Origin of the sequence: uncultured Maribacter sp. (assembly GCF_963977385.1) — a bacterium.
Taxonomy (GTDB): Bacteria; Bacteroidota; Bacteroidia; order Flavobacteriales; family Flavobacteriaceae; genus Maribacter.
Genome location: NZ_CAXBOU010000011.1, coordinates 97,998 through 118,446, shown reverse-complemented (window position 1 = coordinate 118,446; position 20,449 = coordinate 97,998). Strand labels below are relative to the sequence as shown.

Annotated in this window: 12 protein-coding genes; 11 read left to right on the top strand and 1 reads right to left on the bottom strand. The window is 35.2% G+C overall.

What is annotated here, in order from left to right; translation table 11 throughout:
* The first annotated feature begins 464 nt into the window (after nt 1-464).
* From AAC084_RS12725 to AAC084_RS12675, 11 genes are all read left to right on the top strand, one after another.
* Nucleotides 465-3,719 carry a TonB-dependent receptor gene (locus AAC084_RS12725; RefSeq protein WP_339840587.1) on the top strand — a complete coding sequence of 1,085 codons (3,255 nt, stop codon included), beginning with the start codon at nt 465-467 and terminating at the stop codon, nt 3,717-3,719.
* 9 nt (nt 3,720-3,728) lie between these two features.
* On the top strand, nt 3,729-5,609 hold the full coding sequence (locus AAC084_RS12720) for a RagB/SusD family nutrient uptake outer membrane protein (protein WP_339840586.1): 1,881 nt from the start codon (nt 3,729-3,731) through the stop codon (nt 5,607-5,609).
* A gap of 83 nt (nt 5,610-5,692) precedes the next feature.
* On the top strand, nt 5,693-9,034 hold the full coding sequence (locus AAC084_RS12715; RefSeq protein WP_339840585.1) for a VCBS repeat-containing protein: 3,342 nt from the start codon (nt 5,693-5,695) through the stop codon (nt 9,032-9,034).
* Between the two features lie 67 nt (nt 9,035-9,101).
* Nucleotides 9,102-10,409, top strand: coding sequence for a vanadium-dependent haloperoxidase (locus AAC084_RS12710; RefSeq protein WP_339840584.1), 1,308 nt, complete (start codon nt 9,102-9,104; stop codon nt 10,407-10,409).
* Complete coding sequence (locus AAC084_RS12705) at nt 10,399-12,102, top strand: CRTAC1 family protein (protein ID WP_339840583.1); 1,704 nt, start codon at nt 10,399-10,401, stop codon at nt 12,100-12,102. The genes AAC084_RS12710 and AAC084_RS12705 overlap by 11 nt, the downstream gene beginning before the upstream one ends.
* Before the next feature lie 100 nt (nt 12,103-12,202).
* Nucleotides 12,203-12,757 (top strand): RNA polymerase sigma factor, encoded by a 555-nt coding sequence (locus tag AAC084_RS12700; RefSeq protein ID WP_339840582.1) that lies wholly within the window; start codon nt 12,203-12,205, stop codon nt 12,755-12,757.
* Nucleotides 12,747-13,154: a hypothetical protein gene (locus tag AAC084_RS12695; protein WP_339840581.1), complete on the top strand. Its 408-nt coding sequence runs from the start codon at nt 12,747-12,749 to the stop codon at nt 13,152-13,154. Before AAC084_RS12700 ends, AAC084_RS12695 begins: the two co-directional genes overlap by 11 nt.
* A gap of 85 nt (nt 13,155-13,239) precedes the next feature.
* Nucleotides 13,240-13,845, top strand: a complete 606-nt coding sequence (locus tag AAC084_RS12690; protein ID WP_339840580.1) for a TetR/AcrR family transcriptional regulator — start codon at nt 13,240-13,242, stop codon at nt 13,843-13,845.
* A complete protein-coding gene (locus tag AAC084_RS12685; RefSeq protein WP_339840579.1) occupies nt 13,846-15,186 on the top strand; it encodes a TolC family protein in 1,341 nt (446 codons plus the stop codon).
* A gap of 25 nt (nt 15,187-15,211) precedes the next feature.
* Entirely contained in the window at nt 15,212-16,378 is a 1,167-nt protein-coding gene (locus tag AAC084_RS12680; protein ID WP_339840578.1) for an efflux RND transporter periplasmic adaptor subunit, read from the top strand.
* 6 nt (nt 16,379-16,384) lie between these two features.
* Complete coding sequence (locus AAC084_RS12675; RefSeq protein WP_339840577.1) at nt 16,385-19,885, top strand: efflux RND transporter permease subunit; 3,501 nt, start codon at nt 16,385-16,387, stop codon at nt 19,883-19,885.
* 72 nt (nt 19,886-19,957) lie between these two features.
* Here the strand turns inward: AAC084_RS12675 and AAC084_RS12670 are convergent, their stop codons facing one another.
* On the bottom strand, nt 19,958-20,305 hold the full coding sequence (locus AAC084_RS12670; RefSeq protein ID WP_339840576.1) for a nicotinic acid mononucleotide adenyltransferase: 348 nt from the start codon (nt 20,303-20,305) through the stop codon (nt 19,958-19,960).
* Between the last annotated feature and the right edge of the window lie 144 nt (nt 20,306-20,449).

Here is a 20,449-nt window from a genome sequence, read left to right as displayed (position 1 = left end):
TACAAATTACAGACTGTTGAATATACAATTTAATCAAGGTTATCAAAATGTCGCGATATCTAGATATGCCTTACAATTAATCCTTAAAAAAAATCACCACTGCTAAAACAAATTATCAGTAAGTATTAATGTTGAAAATTATAGCTATTTCTGCACTGAAACAATTGGCGTTGGGAAGCTTTCCATATTGGTTTAATTCTACTCCTTTAGGTTAAAAAACCTAAGTTAAATTAAATAACACTTTTTAAAAATTTAATGAAAATAGTATCAAATTATTTATATTTTTATAACATTTTTGACAAATTCAAAATATTTTAAAGTTAAATTTATATAATTAACATTTTATTATATATTTGTTCACAGTAGCATAGTGTATCATAGTCTTTAAATATGAGAAGGTTTTTCAATAATATTACGATGCCTATGATTACAAAATAACTAACAACCCATAAGAACCTATTTTTATGAATCAACTAATTAATTTTCCTAAGTTTTTCATGATTCGAAATCATGCAATCTTAACAATGGTTTTCTTTTTTGGCGGTCTCCTCTTAACAAGTTTACACGCACAAGAAGTTAAAGTATCGGGTACCGTAACATCAGCTGCGGACAATATGCCATTACCTGGCGTTTCTGTCATCGATGCAAAAAATCCTACTAGAGGGGTGCAAGCAGATTTTGACGGAAATTTTACAATTACTCTAGACGATGGTAATACCAGTTTGCGCTTTAGCTATATTGGTTTTAAGTCTGCTATTGTTCAAGTTAACAATCAAAGTACTATTAATGTTTCTCTAGAAGAAGATGTTGCAAATCTAGAAGAAGTAGTTGTAGTTGGGTATGGTACTCAAAAAAAAGCTACAGTTACCGGTGCGGTTACAGCAGTTCAAGGACCTGTTCTTGAAAGCTCGCCCGCTATTAGTGTATCTAACTCCCTTGCGGGTAGATTACCCGGGGTAGTAATTGTACAGACTAGTGGAGAACCAGGAAACGATGAATCAACAATTAGTATTCGTGGTACCAACACATTAGGTAACAATCAACCATTGATTGTTATTGACGGTATTCCTGATAGAGATGGCGGTATTGGTCGTTTAAATGCCGATGATATTGCTAACATTTCTGTGCTTAAAGATGCTTCTGCTGCCATTTACGGTGCAAGAGCAGCGAACGGCGCTATTATTGTTACCACTAAAACTGGTAATGTTGGTAAAATGAAAATCAACTACAAGGCCGACTTTGGTCTTACAAGACCAACAAGAGTTCCTGAAATGGCTAGTGCTGTTGAATATCAAACTATCATGAATGAACTAGCTATTTATAATAGTAATATTCCTGCTGGTCAATGGGGCACTGCTAGTAGCGCATTTCAAAATACTGGTAGTTATACTATTCCAGGAAGTAGTCCTGTGGAAACTGTAAACGCTGCTTTTAGTCCTGAAACAATCAATAACCATAGAACTAATGCTGATCAATGGTTATATCCTGATACTGATTGGTTCGGTGCTACTTTTAAAGATTGGGCTGAGCAACAAAGACATAATTTGTCTATAACTGGTGGTAATGAAGATTTAAAATATTATGCTTCTCTTGGATATGCAGATCAAGGAGCTATTTATAAAAATTCTGCAAACAGGTATCAGCAATATAATTTTAGGCTGAATACCGATGCAAGAATCAATGAATATATCTCTACTAAATTAAGTATGGGGTACAGAAAAGAATACCGTACATTCCCAACAGAAGGTGCAGGTGCAATTTTTAGAATGTTGATGAGAGGTAGACCGAATGAACCAGCAATATGGCCAAACGGATTACCAGGACCAGATATTGAAAACGGGCAACAACCTGTTGTAGTAACCACCAACCAAACTGGGTATGACAAACAACCAACAGATTACCTTCAATTTACTGGATCTGTAGACATTACCAACCCTTGGGTAGAAGGATTAAAAATGACTTTATTAGCAGGTGTAGATCAAAGCCAACTTCGTAGAAAATTATGGCAAATACCATGGACGCTTTATTCATTAGATCGTGCTAATTACATAGCAACAGGTAACCCAGTACTTAGTGGATCTATACGATCTAACTTCACTGATGCTAGATTATTACAAGAGTCGAATAATGTAATTAACACAAACCTTACTGGTCTTCTTACCTACGACAAAACTATCGGTGAAGACCACACAATTAATCTTTTGGCCGGTGTTACCCGTGAAAATTTCCAAGGTGAGTTTTTCTCAGCCTTCAGAAGAAACTATTTATCAACTGCAGTTGACCAACTAGGTGTTGGTGGCGAAATTGCTCAAGAAACTGACGGTTATGCATACAATAGAACACGTTTGGGCTATTACGGTCGTGCGCAATACAACTTTAAAGAAAAATACTTAGCTGAATTTATTTGGAGATATGATGGTTCTTATATTTTCCCAGGTAACGATCGTTTCGGATTCTTTCCAGGTTTATTAGTAGGTTGGAATATTAACAATGAAGATTGGTTTAATGTTGATTCAATTAGTTATTTAAAACTTAGAGGATCTTACGGTGAAATGGGTAATGATCAAGTTTCTTTCGACTCTAACCAAGATGGCGAAATTACTGATGATGAACTTCAAGAATATGCCTATAAATCTATTTATGAATTTGGCCAATATCCAATAAATGGTCAAGTACAGACAATTTTAAACGAGCCATTATTAGCGAACCCAAGTTTTACATGGGAGCGTGCTAAAAACTACAATATTGGTTTAGATGGTATTATCCTTGACGGTAAATTAAGCTTTACGTTTGAATACTTTAAAAACAAAAGAGATCAAATCTTAATACAGAAAACAGGTTCTACGCCTGGTTCTTCTGGAATTTCAGACCTATTACCTCCTGTTAACGCTGGTAAGGTAAATAATGAAGGATTTGAATTTGCCTTAAATTATTTTGGCGGAAATATAGATGGTTTTAAATGGGATGTTGGCCTAAATGGTGGGTATGCACAAAATTCAGTTGAATTTTTAGATGAAATTCCTGGCGCACCAGAGTACCAGCTTCAAGAAGGTAAACCAATTGGATCTTACTTAGTATATGAATCAGATGGTGTTTTTATTGATGAAGCTGCAGTAAACGCTAATACTTTAGATTACAGTGCGGTTAAACCACAGTTAGAGCCAGGTGATATGAAATTTAAGGATGTCAATGGTGATGGTGCTATAAACGATTTAGATCAAGTTAGGTTGAAAAACAGTATTAATCCTAATTTCAACTTTGGTGTTACTTTCAACGCCTCTTACAAGAACTTTGATTTGTCTGTTTTATTACAAGGCGCAACCGGAGCAAAATTATTTATACAAACAGAATCAGGTGATATCGGTAATTTCCTAAAATATAGTTATAATAATAGATGGAGTCCAGATAACCCAAGTAGTGTACACCCAAGATTAGCTAGTCGTGGAGATACATATTACACAGGTGGAGATTTTGGAGACAATACATACAATCTATTTAGCAAGGATTATATAAGACTTAAGAACGTTCAGTTAGCATATAACTTTCCTTCGCAAATGATTGAGCAATTCGGTCTTTCTAAATTTAGGATTTACATGAGTGGTCTTAACTTGGCAACTTGGGCTGCACAAGACATATATGATCCTGAATCAACGAGTAATAGTGGGCAGTTCTATCCACAACAATCCATTATTAACACAGGTTTTAGTTTAACGTTTTAAAAAAAAATCATGAAAAAAAGAAAACTAGTACTTTTAGGCCTATTGACGGTAGCCTTAATACCGATTTCGTGTAACGAAGACTTTTTAGAAACACAACCATTAGATTCTATTTCAGCCGAAGCTACATGGGCAGATGGTTCACTTTCAGAAGCGTTTGTTTTTAATGTGTATTCTTCCCTTGGCTATGGAGGTTTTGAAGAAGAGAGTTTGGCTTCACTAACAGATGAAGCAATGTTTACGCACTCAGGAAGGGGAATTAATGTAATCAACGAAGGGTCATTATCTCCTTCAGGTACTGGTAACGTAAATATAATCCCTCAATGGAATGAATTATATTTGGCGGTTCGTAAGGCAAATATTGCCATACAAGAATTACCGAATGCTACTTTTGATGATCAAGTACTTAAAGATCGCTTACTAGGTGAAGCGCATTTTTTAAGAGCTTACTATTACCATCAATTAATGCGCTACTATGGTAGTGCTCCATTAATTGACAAACCTTATGGTTTAGATGATGATTACTCGATCGCTAGAAGCACATATGCAGAAAATGTAGACTTTGTTATTAGCGATTTAGATGCTGCAACATCGTTACTAGAAGGTAAAGCAGTAACCCCAGGTAGAGCTTCAATGTTGAGTTCAATGGGTTTAAAATCTAGAGTTCTTTTATATGCTGCAAGTGATTTACGCGATGCGACAACCGCAGGTCAAAAATCCTCAGTAATAGGAAGTTATGGAAATCAAGACCTAATAGCCTATACTTCTGGGGACAGAGAGTCTAGATGGACTTTGGCTAAAAATGCTGCCAAGGCAGTTTTAGATAGTGAAGCAAGTGGATACAAATTAGATTTAACAGAACCTGCTTCTGCTGAAGATGCTAAACAAACCTATATCTCCATTGCTATGGGAGGTGGTAGTGCTGTTGGCGATGCAGCCGCAAGAACTGAACTTTTATTCGAAAGATCACATTCACCTTTGTTTACACAAGAAAGCAATTGGCCTTTAGGTGGTATTCACCAAGGTATAAATAATGGCCCTAATGGTTACCATAACTGGGCTGGGAATACTCCTATTCAACAATTGGTAGATGATTATCAAATGATGGATGGTTCTGATTTCGACTGGAGCAATCCTGATTATGCTGCTGCTCCTTATGAAAATAGAGACCCAAGACTTGCTGCAACTATTCTATATGATGGTGCTGCATGGAAACCAAGACCAGATGACGTTTCAGGAATTGATCCTTACAATGAAATACAAACAGGTACTTACGATGATGGTAGCGGAGGTATCATTGCAGGTGTAGATATGCGTGATTCACCTATCGAAAACTGGAACGGAAGTAGAACAGGGTATTATGTACGTAAATTCATTGATTCTGATCCTGCATTAGTAGATAACCAATCTAGCGCACAAGTAGTGCCGTGGCCATTTATACGCTATACTGAAATAGTTCTTAATTACGTTGAAGCTTCTATCGCTACTGGCGATGAAGGTGAAGCTAGAAATTGGTTGAATAAAATTCGTTATAGAGCAGGTATGCCCGCAATTACTTCATCTGGTACAGACTTGCTAGAAGCTTATATAAACGAAAGAAGAGTTGAATTGGCATATGAAGAACATAGATATCATGATGCAAGAAGATGGATGATAGCCGACCAAACTTTAGGCCGTGGCATTAAAGTAATGAAAGTTACAGCTACCCTAAAAGCAGGTGCTACACCAAGAGCTCCATATCAATATGACCCAACTGTTTATAATTATACCTATACCGTTGTAGACAATAATGATAACGAGACAAGAACTTGGGATGACAAAATGTACTTCATGCCATTAAGCAGAGATGAAATTAACCGTAATGAACTATTAGTTCAGAATCCTGGTTATTAAATAAGTTTAAATTGAGTTAGTTTTAAATTGAGTTATTGAAAAAATCTATCCCTTATTGGGATAGATTTTTTACTTTTAAGCAAATGGCGAAAAATCTAGTTTCCTTACTTTTTATTTCTTTTCTACTACTTCAAAGTTGTACTAATAAGACTAAAAAAGATGATACGATTTCAAAAATAGAAACCGAAGAAAAAGCATCGATTTTTAATCTTTTACCTGAAGGCGAAACAAACATTTCTTTTCAAAACACATTAAAAGAAGGTTTGAATGCCAATGTATTAGTTTATGAATACCTGTACAACGGCGGCGGTGTAGCAACAGGTGATTTTAATAATGATGGTCTACAAGATTTATATTTTTCTTCGAATATGGGGGAGAACAAATTTTATATAAATGAAGGTGGCTTTAAGTTCAAAGACGTTACTGCACTTTCGAAAGTAGAAGGAAGACCTGGGCCATGGAAAACCGGTATTACGTCTGCCGATGTAAATGGCGACGGAAAGTTAGATTTGTATTTATGTTATTCAGGAGCCTTACCTGATGTTAAGAGAAAAAATCAACTTTTTATTAATCAAGGTAACAACCCCAACAATATTCCTATTTTTAAAGAACAAGCTGAAGAATATGGGTTAGCGAGTGCGGCTTATAGCAATCAAGGTTATTTCTTTGATTATGACAAAGATGGTGACTTAGATATGCTTCTATTGAACCATAACCCTAAATCACTACCAGTTCTTAATGAAATAAGCAGCAAAGAATTTTTAAAAAAGGATGACCCCCTACAAGGCACACGCCTTTTTGAGAACAGAGAAAACAAATTTTATGATGTTACCGAAAAATCTGGTGTAAGCGGTTCTGCCCTAACGTATGGTCTAGGTATCGCTATAAGTGACATTAATAATGATGGTTGGCAAGATTTCTATATTTCGAACGATTACACAGTTCCTGATTATTTATACATAAACAATAAAAACGGCACATTTACAGACCAGTTGGGTTCGCAAATGGGGCATACGAGTCATTTTTCAATGGGTAATAATGTCGCAGATATAAATAATGATGGTTGGCAAGATATCTTCACTTTAGACATGCTACCTAAAAATAACAAACGTCAAAAATTATTACTGTCTCCCGACAACTATGAGAAATTCAATTTAAATATTAGAAGTGGATTTCATCATCAGTATATGCGAAACATGCTACAATTAAATAATGGTGACAACACTTTCAGTGAAATTGGTCAGCTTTCTGGCATTTCAAATACAGATTGGAGTTGGGCTCCCCTATTCGCAGATTTTGACAACGACGGTTTTAAAGATTTATTTATCACCAATGGATATTATAGAGATTATACCAATCTAGACTTTATCAATTACATGGAAGATTTTGTGCAATCGAAAGGAAGGTTACAACGTCAAGATGTTTTGGAACTTATTAAAAAAATGCCTGCATCAGACTTAACAAATTTCTATTACACCAATACCGATGGCATCAATTTCACAGACAACACTAAATATGCTGGTATAGACCAACCAGCAAATAGCAATGGGGCTATATATGCCGATTTTGATAATGATGGCGATTTAGACTTAGTGGTCAACAATATCAACAAACCAGCTTTTATTTACCGAAATGATAGTTCTAAAAAGAACAATACATTTTTAAATATTGAACTTAAAGGAGAAAACAAAAACACCAATGGTATTGGAACAAAAATCAGTGCATTCTCGAACGGACACATACAGGTTGTAGAGCAGATGCCAACTCAAGGTTATTTGTCAACCGTATCCACCATATTACATTTTGGTTTTGGAGAGAATGCCAAAATTGATTCCTTATTAGTAGAATGGAATTCAGGTAAAAAAGAATTGCTAAAGGATATTTCAGCAAACAAATTATTGGTTCTAGAAGAAAGTAATGCTATCCCCTTAAAATCAGAAGTGGTTAAGTCTGACCTACTATTTAAGAAAACAGAATCTCTAATTAACTTTAAACATAAATCATCTACCATTAATGATTTTAAAAGGCAATCACTTTTATTAAAGCAGCTATCGCATGATGGTCCGCCAATGGCAAAGGCAGATCTTAACAATGATGGTCTTGAAGATATTATAGTAGGTGGTGGTGCAGGGCAAGCCGCTAGTTTGTTTATCCAAACTAAATCAAAGAAATTTATTAAAAAAGATGTTCCCGATTTTGAATTGGACAAGAATAGTTTTGACGCTGATATTGCTGTGTTCGATGCAAATGCAGACGGTAATTTAGATATCTATATTGCAAGTGGGGGCTACCACGATTTCGCTGAAACTGACCCCAAATTACAAGACCGACTTTATCTAGGTAATGGAAAAGGTGATTTTATAAAAACTGAATCGGCTTTACCGATTATGAAAGTAAGTACAGGAACAGTTTCCGTATCTGACATCAATAACGATTCATTCATCGATATTTTTATAGGTGGCTATGTTGTTCCGGGTAGATATCCAGAAATACCTAGGAGCTTTATTTTAATTAACGATGGCAAGGGTAACTATACAGATCAAACAAAAGACATTCAACCAGCTCTAGAAAACCCTGGTATGATTACAGACGCAGCTTGGGCGGATATGGATGGCGACATGATAGAAGACCTTGTACTATTAGGAGAGTGGGCTCCCATCTCAATATATATAAACAAGAATGGAAAATTGTTAAATGAAACCAATAGATTTTTCGAAGAACCCTTATCTGGACTATGGACCAGCCTTAAACTAACAGATTTAAATAAAGATGGAAAGCCAGATATAATTGCAGGAAATATAGGTTCTAACACCCAATTTAAATTAAGCACTCAGACCCCTGCAGAATTATACTATGCAGATTTCGATAATAATGGCTCTATAGACCCCATATTAAATTTTTATGTTGACGGTATAAGTTACCCCTACTTAACTCGAGATGAGCTTTTAGGTCAGTTATCTGGTTTACGCCAGCGCTTTACAAGCTATGAGAAATATTCAGACGCGGGTATCTCAGATTTCTTTAATGAAGCCGAATTACAAAAGGCCAAAAAACTATCGAGTACGCATCAAGAGACTACCGTATTACTGAGCACAGTTGGAGAAAAGTACGAAATGGCAACATTACCCCTGCAAGCTCAATTTTCACCAATTTCTGAAATATTAACTACTGACTTAAATAAAGACGGCAATATTGATATTTTATTTCTAGGCAACAATGACTTTTATAAATTAAGAATAGGAAAATTTGACGCTAACTACGGCACTGTCCTTTTCGGTGATGGAAAAGGGAATTTCAACTATGTTACTCAAACCAACTCAGGTCTTTCTATAAAAGGAAGTAACACCCACGCATTACTAATAAATGATGAATTAATATTTACTAGTTATGGGTTGTCTACCGAAACTTATAAACTCTTAAAATAGCTTTATTAATACAATGACTATTTCAAAAAATAAAATAATTCCAAAATTCTCCCTTTTTCTTATACTCATGCTATTTATAGGATGCTCTACTAAAGAACAAGTTAAACTGAGCGATAAAGATGTAGCTATGGAATGGGCAAAAATGACTTTGTTTATTACCCGATACACGCCTTCTAACTCCCCCACTTTTGCCTCAAGGGCTTTTGGCTATATAGGACTTACGATGTATGAATCTATTGTTCCTGGTTTTGAAGAATACAACTCTATGAATGGGCAGCTAGAAGGTCTTGAGTCGCTTCCTAAAATTGACCCTACAAAAGAATATAATTGGGCACTTTCCTTAAATTCAGGGCAATCAGAAATTTTAAAAAAAATATACGTTCAAACATCCGACGAAAATATTCTAAAAATTGATTCGCTTGAACAACTTGTTTTTAATCAATTTCAAGAAGGAATTGACAATGAAACTGTCTTGCGTTCTGTCGAATTCGGAAAATCAGTGGCTAATACAATCTTTGAGTGGTCAAAAACAGATGGTGGCCATAGAGGCTACCTTCATAATTTTGATAAAACCATAATACACCCAGATAGACCGGGATCTTGGAAACCTCCATTATTCGCACAATCTTTTAGTCATCACCCATTACACCCACATTGGGGCGAAAATAGAACCTTTTCTGCAATGAACGAGACATTGCCAGACCCACTAATAATTCCGTACGACACTACTCCGGGTTCACCTTACTATAAACAATTTGAAAATATTTACCATAAGGATTTAGAATTGACCCAGCTAGAAAAAGAAGCTGCCATTTGGTGGGGCGATGACCCAGATGTGAGTTTTACACCACCCGGACATTCCTATTACTTTGCAACTATAGCGCTTGATGGACATGATTCATCTATAATAGAATGTGCGCAGGTGTTCGCCCAAGTGGGCATGGCCGTAGCTGATGCCTTTATCAATTGTTGGAAATGGAAATATCAGTTCTTTACAGAACGGCCAAATACCTTTATACCTAAATATATTGATGAAGAATGGGAATCATTTTGGCCAGACCCACCTTTTCCATCCTTTCCTTCAGGGCATGCAATTCAAGCTGCCGCTACGGCCACTGTTTTAGAACATAATTTCGGAAAAGAATTCACATTTACCGACAGAGCTCATGAGGGTAGAGAGCGAGATGAACTGAAAGAGACTGATTTTGTTATTAGATCCTTTGATACTTTTTGGGAAGCTGCCAAAGAAACTGCAGATTCTAGATTTTATGGTGGCATTCACACACAGTTAGATAATGAAGTAGGACTTGAAAAAGGGATAGAAATAGCAAAAAATGTATATGCCTTAGAGTGGAAAAAAGCAGATGAAAAATAACTTAATTATACAAACGATACTCCTTAATCTCTTCTTTCTTTCTTTAGGATTAGAAGGCGTAGCGCAACAAGCATTTACCGACATTACAGAACCTTCAGGTATTGATCATGAATACCAAGTTTATGAAGGTACTTTTGGCGGAGGCGTTACAGTGTTTGATGTAAATAATGATGGTTTCGAAGACCTTTACATAACCAGCGGAATAAAATCGGATAGGCTATATCTAAATAATGGTAATGGAACTTTTAAAGATATTTTTGAAGGCTCTGGATTAGAGGTAACGAATGAATACGTAACACAAGGTGTAGTTAGTGCAGACGTAAATAAAGATGGTTTCAGAGATTTATTTATTACCACAATTACCACCACAGATGGCAAAAAAGTAATTCCAAGGGCAAAAAACTTATTATTTTTAAATCAAGGTGACTCCACTTTTAAAGATGTTACCGATGCATATGGCTTAGAAGATTTAAACTCTTTCAGCACAGGCCCTAGCTTCGGAGATTTTAATGCTGATGGGTATCCAGACCTATTTGTTGGTAATTATTTTCAAGAATTTACTGGCAAACTTGGAATTATTAAGGATGCAACTATAGTTAGCGCTAACCAAACAGCTAAAAGCTATTTGTTACAAAACAACGATGGCGAAAAATTTGAAAACGTTTATGAAGATTATGGTTTAGGCCATAAGGGGTTTGGTTTTGGTGGCGTATTTACAGATTTCGACAATGACCAAGACCAAGATTTATTGGTGAATCAAGATTTTGGATATAAGGCAGTGCCAAATTTTCTTTACAGAAATGAATATCCTAGTGAGCATTTCGAAGATGTTAGTAAAGAAACAGGTATGGACCTTAAAATTAATGCCATGGGCGCAGCAGTCGGTGATTATAATAACGACGGGTGGATGGATTATTATATTACCAACATAAAGTTCAATATGCTAATGGAGAACCAGGGTTACCGTTTACCCTTTGTTGACAAAGCAAAAGAACTGGGTACGTACAATTTAGCTATTAGTTGGGGTGCGAATTTTGCGGATTTTGACCACGATGAAGATTTAGATTTATTTGTTTCAAATGGAGATCTAAACCCGAACTGCACACCAATGGGTAACTTCTATTTTGAGAATAACGCAAATACATTTACTGAGAAAGGAAGAGAATTAGCCATCAATGATTACGGTATCGGTCGGGGCTCTGTGATTTTTGATATGGACAATGATGGGGATATGGATTTGTTGGTAGTAAATCAAAAACCCATATTAAATTATCCTATTCCGTCTACAACGAAGCTCTTTCGAAACGACATAGCCAAAGGCAATTGGCTGAAAGTAGCCCTTAAAGGTATAGACGCTGAAGCTAATGGTATTGGTTCTAGAGTAACTATTATTGCAAATGGTAAAAAAATAATTCGTGAAATAGATGGTGGCGGATCCAGCCATCTTTCTCAAAATTCAGTGATAGCACATTTTGGTTTAGGCGCCAGTTTAGTAGTAGATTCTGTAATTGTAGATTGGACAGGTGGTAAACAACAAATAGTAACCCAAGTAGACATAAATCAACAATTAGAAATAGTAGAATCAAATACACCAGCAAAAGACCAATCTTATTTTTGGTACTATTTAAGTTTCATTGTATTACTTATAATAGCTTATTTTTTATATCGCAAAAGAATGCTAGTAAAAAAATAAAAGTGCTTTATTTCATAAAAAAGCAAAAACTTTCCCCAAAAATGCAATAGCCTTCAGAATTTGCGTCTTTATAACTGAAGACCAATTGAAAAACACTTGGATGCCATCCAAAAAAGAAAATAATACTAACCTAAACAGTTTCTTTGAAGAGGAATATGAATCGCTTAGGCGCTATATTCAATCTAAAATCAAACAAACATCAGAAAGTGATGCTAAAGATATCATTCAAGAAGTTGCCTTACGAATCTTTTCAAGGCCGTTAGATGCTTTACCAATAAACAATATTGGTGGCTTTGTTTACAGTGCAGTAAAAAACAAGATTACAGACATAATGCGTACCAAAAAGAAACGCATTGATAATCAAGATCAACTAGAACAACTTTGGACAGATTTTACCAGCAATTTTCATAATGGCGCTTCACCTGAATATCCAGAACAGATTAGAGAAAAACTCAAACTTGCCATTACTAATTTAAAACCTGTCTATAGGGATATCATTATAGCAGTTGACTTTGAAAATTACAGCTACAAAGAAATCTCACAAGAAACCGGTATACCACAAGGCACATTAATGTCTAGAAGACATAGAGCATTGTCCATTTTATTAAACGATATAGAAATACAAAACATTAAAAAACATAGTTATGAAATCTAAAATTGAAAGAAACTTGGAGAAATCAGTACAATTTTATGTTTACAAAGCATTTAAAATACTCTTTTTTATCATTCTTGGTCTATGTATCGCCTTTTTGGTGGGATACATTGTAATGCGGTTATGGAATTGGTTAATGCCAGACTTATTTGGGTTACCCGAAATTGACTATTGGAAAGCGGTCGGTGTACTTCTACTATCTAAAATCATATTTGGATTTGGTGGGGGAAATAGCCATAACAAACATAAAAAAACTAAAAAGCGATTCAATGTCAACCCATGTAGCTCAATGAGAAAAGATTTTTCGCAATGGAAGTATTACGATGAATATTGGGAAAATGAAGGTGAGCAAGCATACAAGAGCTATGTAGACCGAAATCATTCTATCGACAAAATGTGATAAATATGGGTAAATATTAAATAATCGTAAAACTTTGGAAACTTTTTTAGTTTTTAAAGTTTCCTGACCTATATTTGCACCCGTTATGAAAGAAAAAATTCGCGATGCCGCATCAGATTTATTTTTAGAGCGTGGCTTTAAGAGCATTACAATGGATGATATTGCCAATGAAATTGGCATTTCTAAAAAAACCATCTATAGTGAATACAGTAATAAAACGAGCTTAGTAGAAGATTGTGTTATGAATAAATTTTGCCATTTAAGCGATGGTATTGATTTAATAATAGCAATGGATAAAAATGCTATTGAAGAGCTTTATGAGATTAAAAAATATGTAATGTCTCACTTGAACGACGAGAAAAGCTCTCCGCAATTTCAATTGATGAAGTATTATCCTAAAATACATAAGAGTCTAAAACTACTGCATTTCGAGAAAATGCATAAATGTGTATTATCTAATGTAGAACGTGGTTTAGAGCAAGAGTTATTCAGAAATAATATAGATCCTGAGTTTATTGCAAGAATATACTTTACGGGCATGAACAGCATTAAGGACCAAAACATATTTCCATTTTCACTATTTCCGGTATCAAAATTAATGGACTCGTTTTTAGAATATCACTTACGGGGAATTGTTACTCCAAAAGGAAAAAAAATATTAAACCTAATCATCAATTCAAATCAATTATAAATGCGAAATCAATTAGTGCTATTATTAACCGTACTTAGCTTAGGCTTTGGTTACTCACAAGAACAGACCTATAGCTTCACATTAGAAGAAGCCATACAATTTGCATTAGAAAATAATTATGCAGCCATTAATGCAGATAGGGACATAATTGATGCCCAAAAACAAAAATGGGAGACTATTGCTGACGGTCTGCCACAAATAAGTGGGGCGTTAAGTTATCAAAATCAATTAAAACAGCCGGTATCTTTATTACCAGCAGAATTAGCAGGTGGAGAAGCAGGAACCTTTATTCCAGTTGTATTTTCACAGCCACAATCGGCCACCGCAACCGCTACTTTAAGTCAACAAATATTCGATGGCTCATACATTGTTGGTGTTCAGGCAACCAAAGCATTTCTAAGCTATAGTAACAATAACAAAGAAAAAACTGCTCTTGAAGTTAGAAAACAAGTAGTTGAAGCTTATGGTAATGTTCTTTTGGCAGAAGAAAGTGTCGAGATTTTAGAAAAGAACAAAAGTACCCTAGAGAAAAACGTATATGAAACTTCAAAGCTTTACGAAAACGGCCTTGGAGAACAAGAGAGTGTAGATCAACTACAAATAACACTTTCATCTATCGAAAATCAATTACAAAACGCCTTAAGGTTAAAAGAGATTACCCTACAAATGTTGAATATAAGCATGGGGTTAGATTTGAGCGCACCTACTCAACTTCAAGAAAATCTTGAAGATTTAACTTTATCGAAAATTGACATAGGGTTACTTAATTATGACTTTAATATTAATGAAAATGTCGATTTTAAATTAGCCGAAAATTTAAATCAACAACGGTACTACGAATGGAAATTAGCCAAAAGTCGAGCATTACCTACACTAAACGCATTTGTTAACTATGGTAGTTCTGCTTATTCAAATACGTTCGATTTTTTCAGTAGCGACCAACAATGGTTCGATTCTTCGATATTAGGTTTTGACCTTAGTATTCCCATTTTCAGTTCTTTAAAAAGAAGTGCTAGTACACAACGTGCCAAAATTGCCTTAGAAAAAGCAAAGACTCAACTAACAGAGGCAGAACAGCAAATTAGATTGCAATTAGAGAATGCGAAAAATAATTACACACTTGCTATTGCCAATTACGAGACTGCAAAACAGAATCTCACTCTTTCTGAACGTATCGAAAATAAAAATCAAATAAAATATAAAGAAGGTCTTGCAACAAGTTTTGAACTGAGACAAGCCCAAACACAACTATATACAATACAACAAGAATTTCTACAATCAATGGTAGAAGTGATTAATAAAAAAACCGAATTGGAAATCATTTTAAATACAAAGGCCTAAATAATCAATCATTAAAAATATAATCATGAAGAAAATAATAGTTTTATTAACGGTAACCATCAGCCTACTTTCCTGTGGTGGTGGAGACCAATCTGTAAATGGAATCATTGCCAAGAATGACCTTGAAGCAATTAGAGCCAAGAAAAATGAAATTACTACGCAACAAAAGTTGATTGAGGCTCAAATAAAATCATTAGACTCTGCCATTGCAATATTAGGTAACGAAGAAAAATTACCACTCGTAAATACCTTGACTGCAAAGACCGAAGTTTTTAACCATTATCTAGAATTACAAGGTGATGTCAGTACCAAACAAAACGTATTGATCTATCCAGAAATGGCGGGTGCACTTCAAAAAGTATATGTAAAAGAAGGCGATAGAGTATCTAAAGGTCAAATATTGGCTACTATAGATGACGGTGGTATGTCTAGTCAATTAAGTCAATTGAAATCTCAAGCTGCATTAGCTAAAACTACTTTTGAACGCCAAGAACGATTATGGAATCAGAATATTGGTTCAGAAATTCAATACTTACAGGCTAAAACCAACTACGAATCATCAGAAAATATGGTTTCCCAGGCGCAAAGCCAATTAGGGAAATCTAATATTAGAGCCCCTTTTTCAGGTATCATTGATAATGTCATAAAAGATCAAGGTACCGTAGTTGCACCTGGGCAAGGCTCTGAGGTTTTTCGTCTTGTAAACCTATCTGATATGTTTATTGAGGTAGAAGTACCAGAAACATATTTAGGTAGTGTCGTAAAAGGAAAAGAAGCTATGGTATACTTTCCTGTATTGGGCGATAGTATAACCACAAAAATTAGAGAAACAGGAAATTTCATAAATCCATCGAACAGATCTTTTGAAGTAGAAATTCCAGTTCCGAATAAGGAAGGTAAAATTAAGCCTAACCTTACCGCCAAGGTTAGTTTAAATGATTATACCAATGAAAATGCCATACTTATTCCTTCTAGTATTATATCAGAAAATGCTGAAGGTGATCAATATGTTTTCGTTGCAGAAGATATAAATACGGAAGATGAAGCAGTAGTAAAAAGAATCATTATTACTACTGGTAAAACGCAAGGCGCAAATATTGAAGTACTATCAGGTTTAGAAAATGGAAACCACATCATTAGAGAAGGTGCCAGAAGTGTAAAAGACGGTCAAAAAGTAAAAATAAAAAAATAGAAATCGATGAGCAAAGTACAAAAAAACGCTGATAAGGAATTCAGTCTATCGTCTTGGGCCATTGATAACCCATCGGTTATATATGTAATGATCGGCATATTTCTATGGTTAGGATTTAGTGCCTACATGGCAATGCCTAGAGAAGATTTTCCTGAAATTATAGAAACCAAAATTTACATTAGCACGCCATACCCTGGTAACACAGCAGAGGATATTGAAAAGCTAATTACCGACCCATTAGAAGATCGGTTAAAGAACATAAGTAATGTTGTCGAAATCATTTCAACCTCACAAGAAGATTACGCTGTTTTAACGGTAGAATTCGATGAGGAAATTACAGTAGAGCAGGCAAAACAAAAAGTAAAGGATGAGGTAGATAGCGAAAAAGCAAGTGAAGACTGGCCTACTTTTAATGGTGCCAAAGTTGAACCGAACGTTTTTGACCTAAATTTTTCTGAAGAAGTTCCTATAATGAACATCAACTTTACAGGTGATTATCCGGTAGAGAAATTAAAAGAGTTTGCAGAGTACCTTCAAGATGAGGTTGAAGACCTTCCTGAAATTAAACAGGCAGATATTCGGGGAGCTCAAGATAAAGAGGTAGAAGTTGCAGTAGATATTTATAAAATGATGGCTGCTAAAATCAGCTTTCAAGATGTCATAAGTGCAATAAGTAATGGTAATATGACCATGTCTGCCGGTAATCTAAAAACTGTCGGACAAAGACGAACCATTCGAATTATAGGAGAAGTAGAAGATCCGAATGAGCTCAAGAACTTCGTAGTTAAATCTGAAAATGGAGCAGTTTACCTAAAAGACATTGCCAGCATTAATTTTAAAGCAAAAGATAAAACTACGTATGCACGTGAATTCGGAAATAACGTAGTAATGCTCGATGTTAAAAAAAGAGCCGGTAGAAATTCAATATCTGCGTCAGATAAAATAAAGGAAATTGTTAAGAACGAGAGAGCCAATTACTTTCCGCCGGATCTTAATATTTCTATTGCGAATGACTCCTCTACACGTACATTAAACCAAGTAGATGATTTGGTGAACAATATCATTTTTGGAATTATTCTAGTTGTTACCGTATTGATGTTCTTCTTAGGATTTAGAAATGCTCTTTTTGTTGGGTTCGCGATACCAATGTCAATGTTCATGTCATTTGTTATACTCTCATGGCTTGGTTATACCCTTAACACTATGATTCTCTTCGGAATGATTATGGGGCTAGGTATGTTGGTTGATAACGGTATTGTTGTGGTTGAAAATGTTTACCGACTTATGGACGAAGGCATGTCACGTACCGAAGCCGCTAAAAAAGGTATCGGTGAAATTGCTTACCCTATTATTATTTCTACCGCTACTACGGTAGCTGCGTTTGTACCATTAGGTTTATGGCCAGGAATATTCGGTCAATTCATGATTTATTTCCCTATTACACTTTCAGTTGTATTAGGATCGTCATTATTTGTGGCAATTTTCATGAATTCGATGCTAGTTTCTAAATTCATGAGTACCGATGAAAAGGAACTTACCTTAAAACAGCTAATTAGAATGAGTGTCATTTTAGGCAGTTTAGGTACGTTAATATTGGTATTCGGTGGCGCAATGCGAGGTTTGGGTTCTGTATTAATCTTAACCGGAATCATGTTCTGGGCATATAAATATGTAATTAAAGGCACAGCTATTAAGTTTCAAAAGAAAACAATGGCACGTTTTGAAAATTGGTATGAACGCCGTTTAAAACATGCACTTAGAGGGAGTAATGTGTATTGGTATTTCGGTATCACCTTTTTAATGCTAATAGGTGTTTTCATGTTATTTGGTATGTCTGTAGGAAGTGGTCGTACGAAAATCGAGTTCTTTCCTGATAATAAGCCGAATGAAATTTATGTCTATGTAGAATATCCTGAGGGGACATCTATTGAGAAAACCAACGAAATCACTAAGGAGGTCGAAAGTCAGGTTTATGCCATAATGGACGACCCTAAATACAAAAAAGACGGTAAAAACTTTATGATGGCATCGGCTGTTTCCGTAGTCGGTGAAGGAGCAGGAAACCCACTAACCGATGGTGGTTCTTCTGCAGAAATGCCGCATAAGGGAAAAGTTACCGTAAACTTCAGTGAATATAAATATCGAGAAGGATTAAATACCGAAGACATTCGTGGTCGTGTTCAAGCTGCTCTTCAAGGTATCTACCCTGGTGTGGCAATTTCAGTAGAGAAAGATGCAAATGGCCCACCAGCAGGTTTCCCAATCAACATTGAACTTGAAGGTAACGACTATGATGAGTTGATTAATACTGCGGAAGACATTAAGAATTTCATCAATACCAAAAACATTGCTGGTATTGAGGAGTTGAAAATTGATGTAAATAAAGGCAAGCCATCTATGCAAGTGATTGTGGACCGCAAGAAAGCTGGTGAACTTGGTGTTGCTGTAGGTCAGGTAGGAAGCCAATTAAGACGTTCTATTTTTGGAGAAAAAGCAGGTGTTTACAAAGAAGATGGTGATGATTATGACATTAACATACGATTTAACGAAGATATCAGATACAATAAAAGTGCCCTGTTTAATCAGAATATCATTTTCCGAGATCCAGCTAATGGTCAAATTAAAGAAATTCCCATTTCAGCAGTAGCAACTGAAAAAAATACTTCGGGGTATAGCTCTATTAAACACCGTGATGGCAAACGAGTTGTTACTATTTATTCAGGATTAAAACCTGGTTTTACAGATGCAGGTGCAATTGTGAAAGAGATTCAAAGAGAAATGGAAAGCTTTGAAGGTACACCAGCAACAGTCAAAATTGATTATACAGGTCAATTAGAGGAACAGGCGAAACAACAAGCCTTCTTGGTAGGTGCATTTTTCTCAGGATTAGGTTTGATTATGCTTATTCTAATCTTCCAATTTGGAGGTATTTCGAAACCGTTAATTATCATGATAGCCATTTTCTTAAGCTTTATTGGAGTTTTTGGAGGGATAATGATAACAGGATGGTCTTTCGTTATTATGATGACTATGATGGGTATTATCTCATTAGCAGGTATTGTAGTAAATAACGGGGTAGTACTCCTCGACTACACCCAAATTCTGGTAGACCGTAAAAAGGTGAGATTGGGGATGGACGACAGTGATTTATTAAGCATTGAAGATGCGACTGATTCTATGATTGTTGGCGGTAAAGCTAGATTGAGACCAGTAATTTTGACGGCAATAACAACCGTACTTGGTTTAATACCTTTAGCTATAGGACTTAACATTGATTTCTTTTCACTATTCTCAGAATTCAATCCCCATATTTATATGGGTGGTGATAATGTTGTTTTCTGGGGGCCATTGGCGTGGACGGTAATTTTCGGATTAATAGTTGCCACATTCCTAACCCTAATTATTGTACCAGTGTTATTCAACATTGTTTATCGTATTAAAATACGATTTGGGGGCACAAATAATCAAAACAATGAAGAAAATGAGCAACTGAGTAGTGTTGCTTAACTAAAGTTCTTTTATATAAAAAAGCCCCGTATTAAATGATACGGGGCTTTTTATATAAATCTTTATTAAATGCTATTTATTAGTAACCACTGGGTCTTTAGAACTTGCCTTAGTAACACTAGCAATTCTGTTATTATCAAAATTAACTTCACTTTTCACATCACCTTCCCAAAATAACCATTTACCAGTTTTAACACCGTTATCATAATTACCCACAGCAATTTTATCCCCCTTTTCATTGAACATTTTCCACTGACCTTCTAACTTTTCATTTAAAAAGTATCCTTCTTGAGATTTTTCACCATTTGCATGAAAGTAAGTCGCTTTTACTTTATCTCCTTCTTTTTCAAAGGTTGGGTCAACTTGAGCATATGCCCCGAAAGACAATGCCATAACGGCTAGTATTAGTATTTTTTTCATGATATATATTTTTAAGATTAATTTCTTGCTTAACGATAACGTAACAAATATAAGTTTATTTCTAAATAAATCAATGTTTACATAACTTTTAATTAACGTTAAATTTACATTAAACCCATAAACTGTTGTTTTTTAATGTTTTAT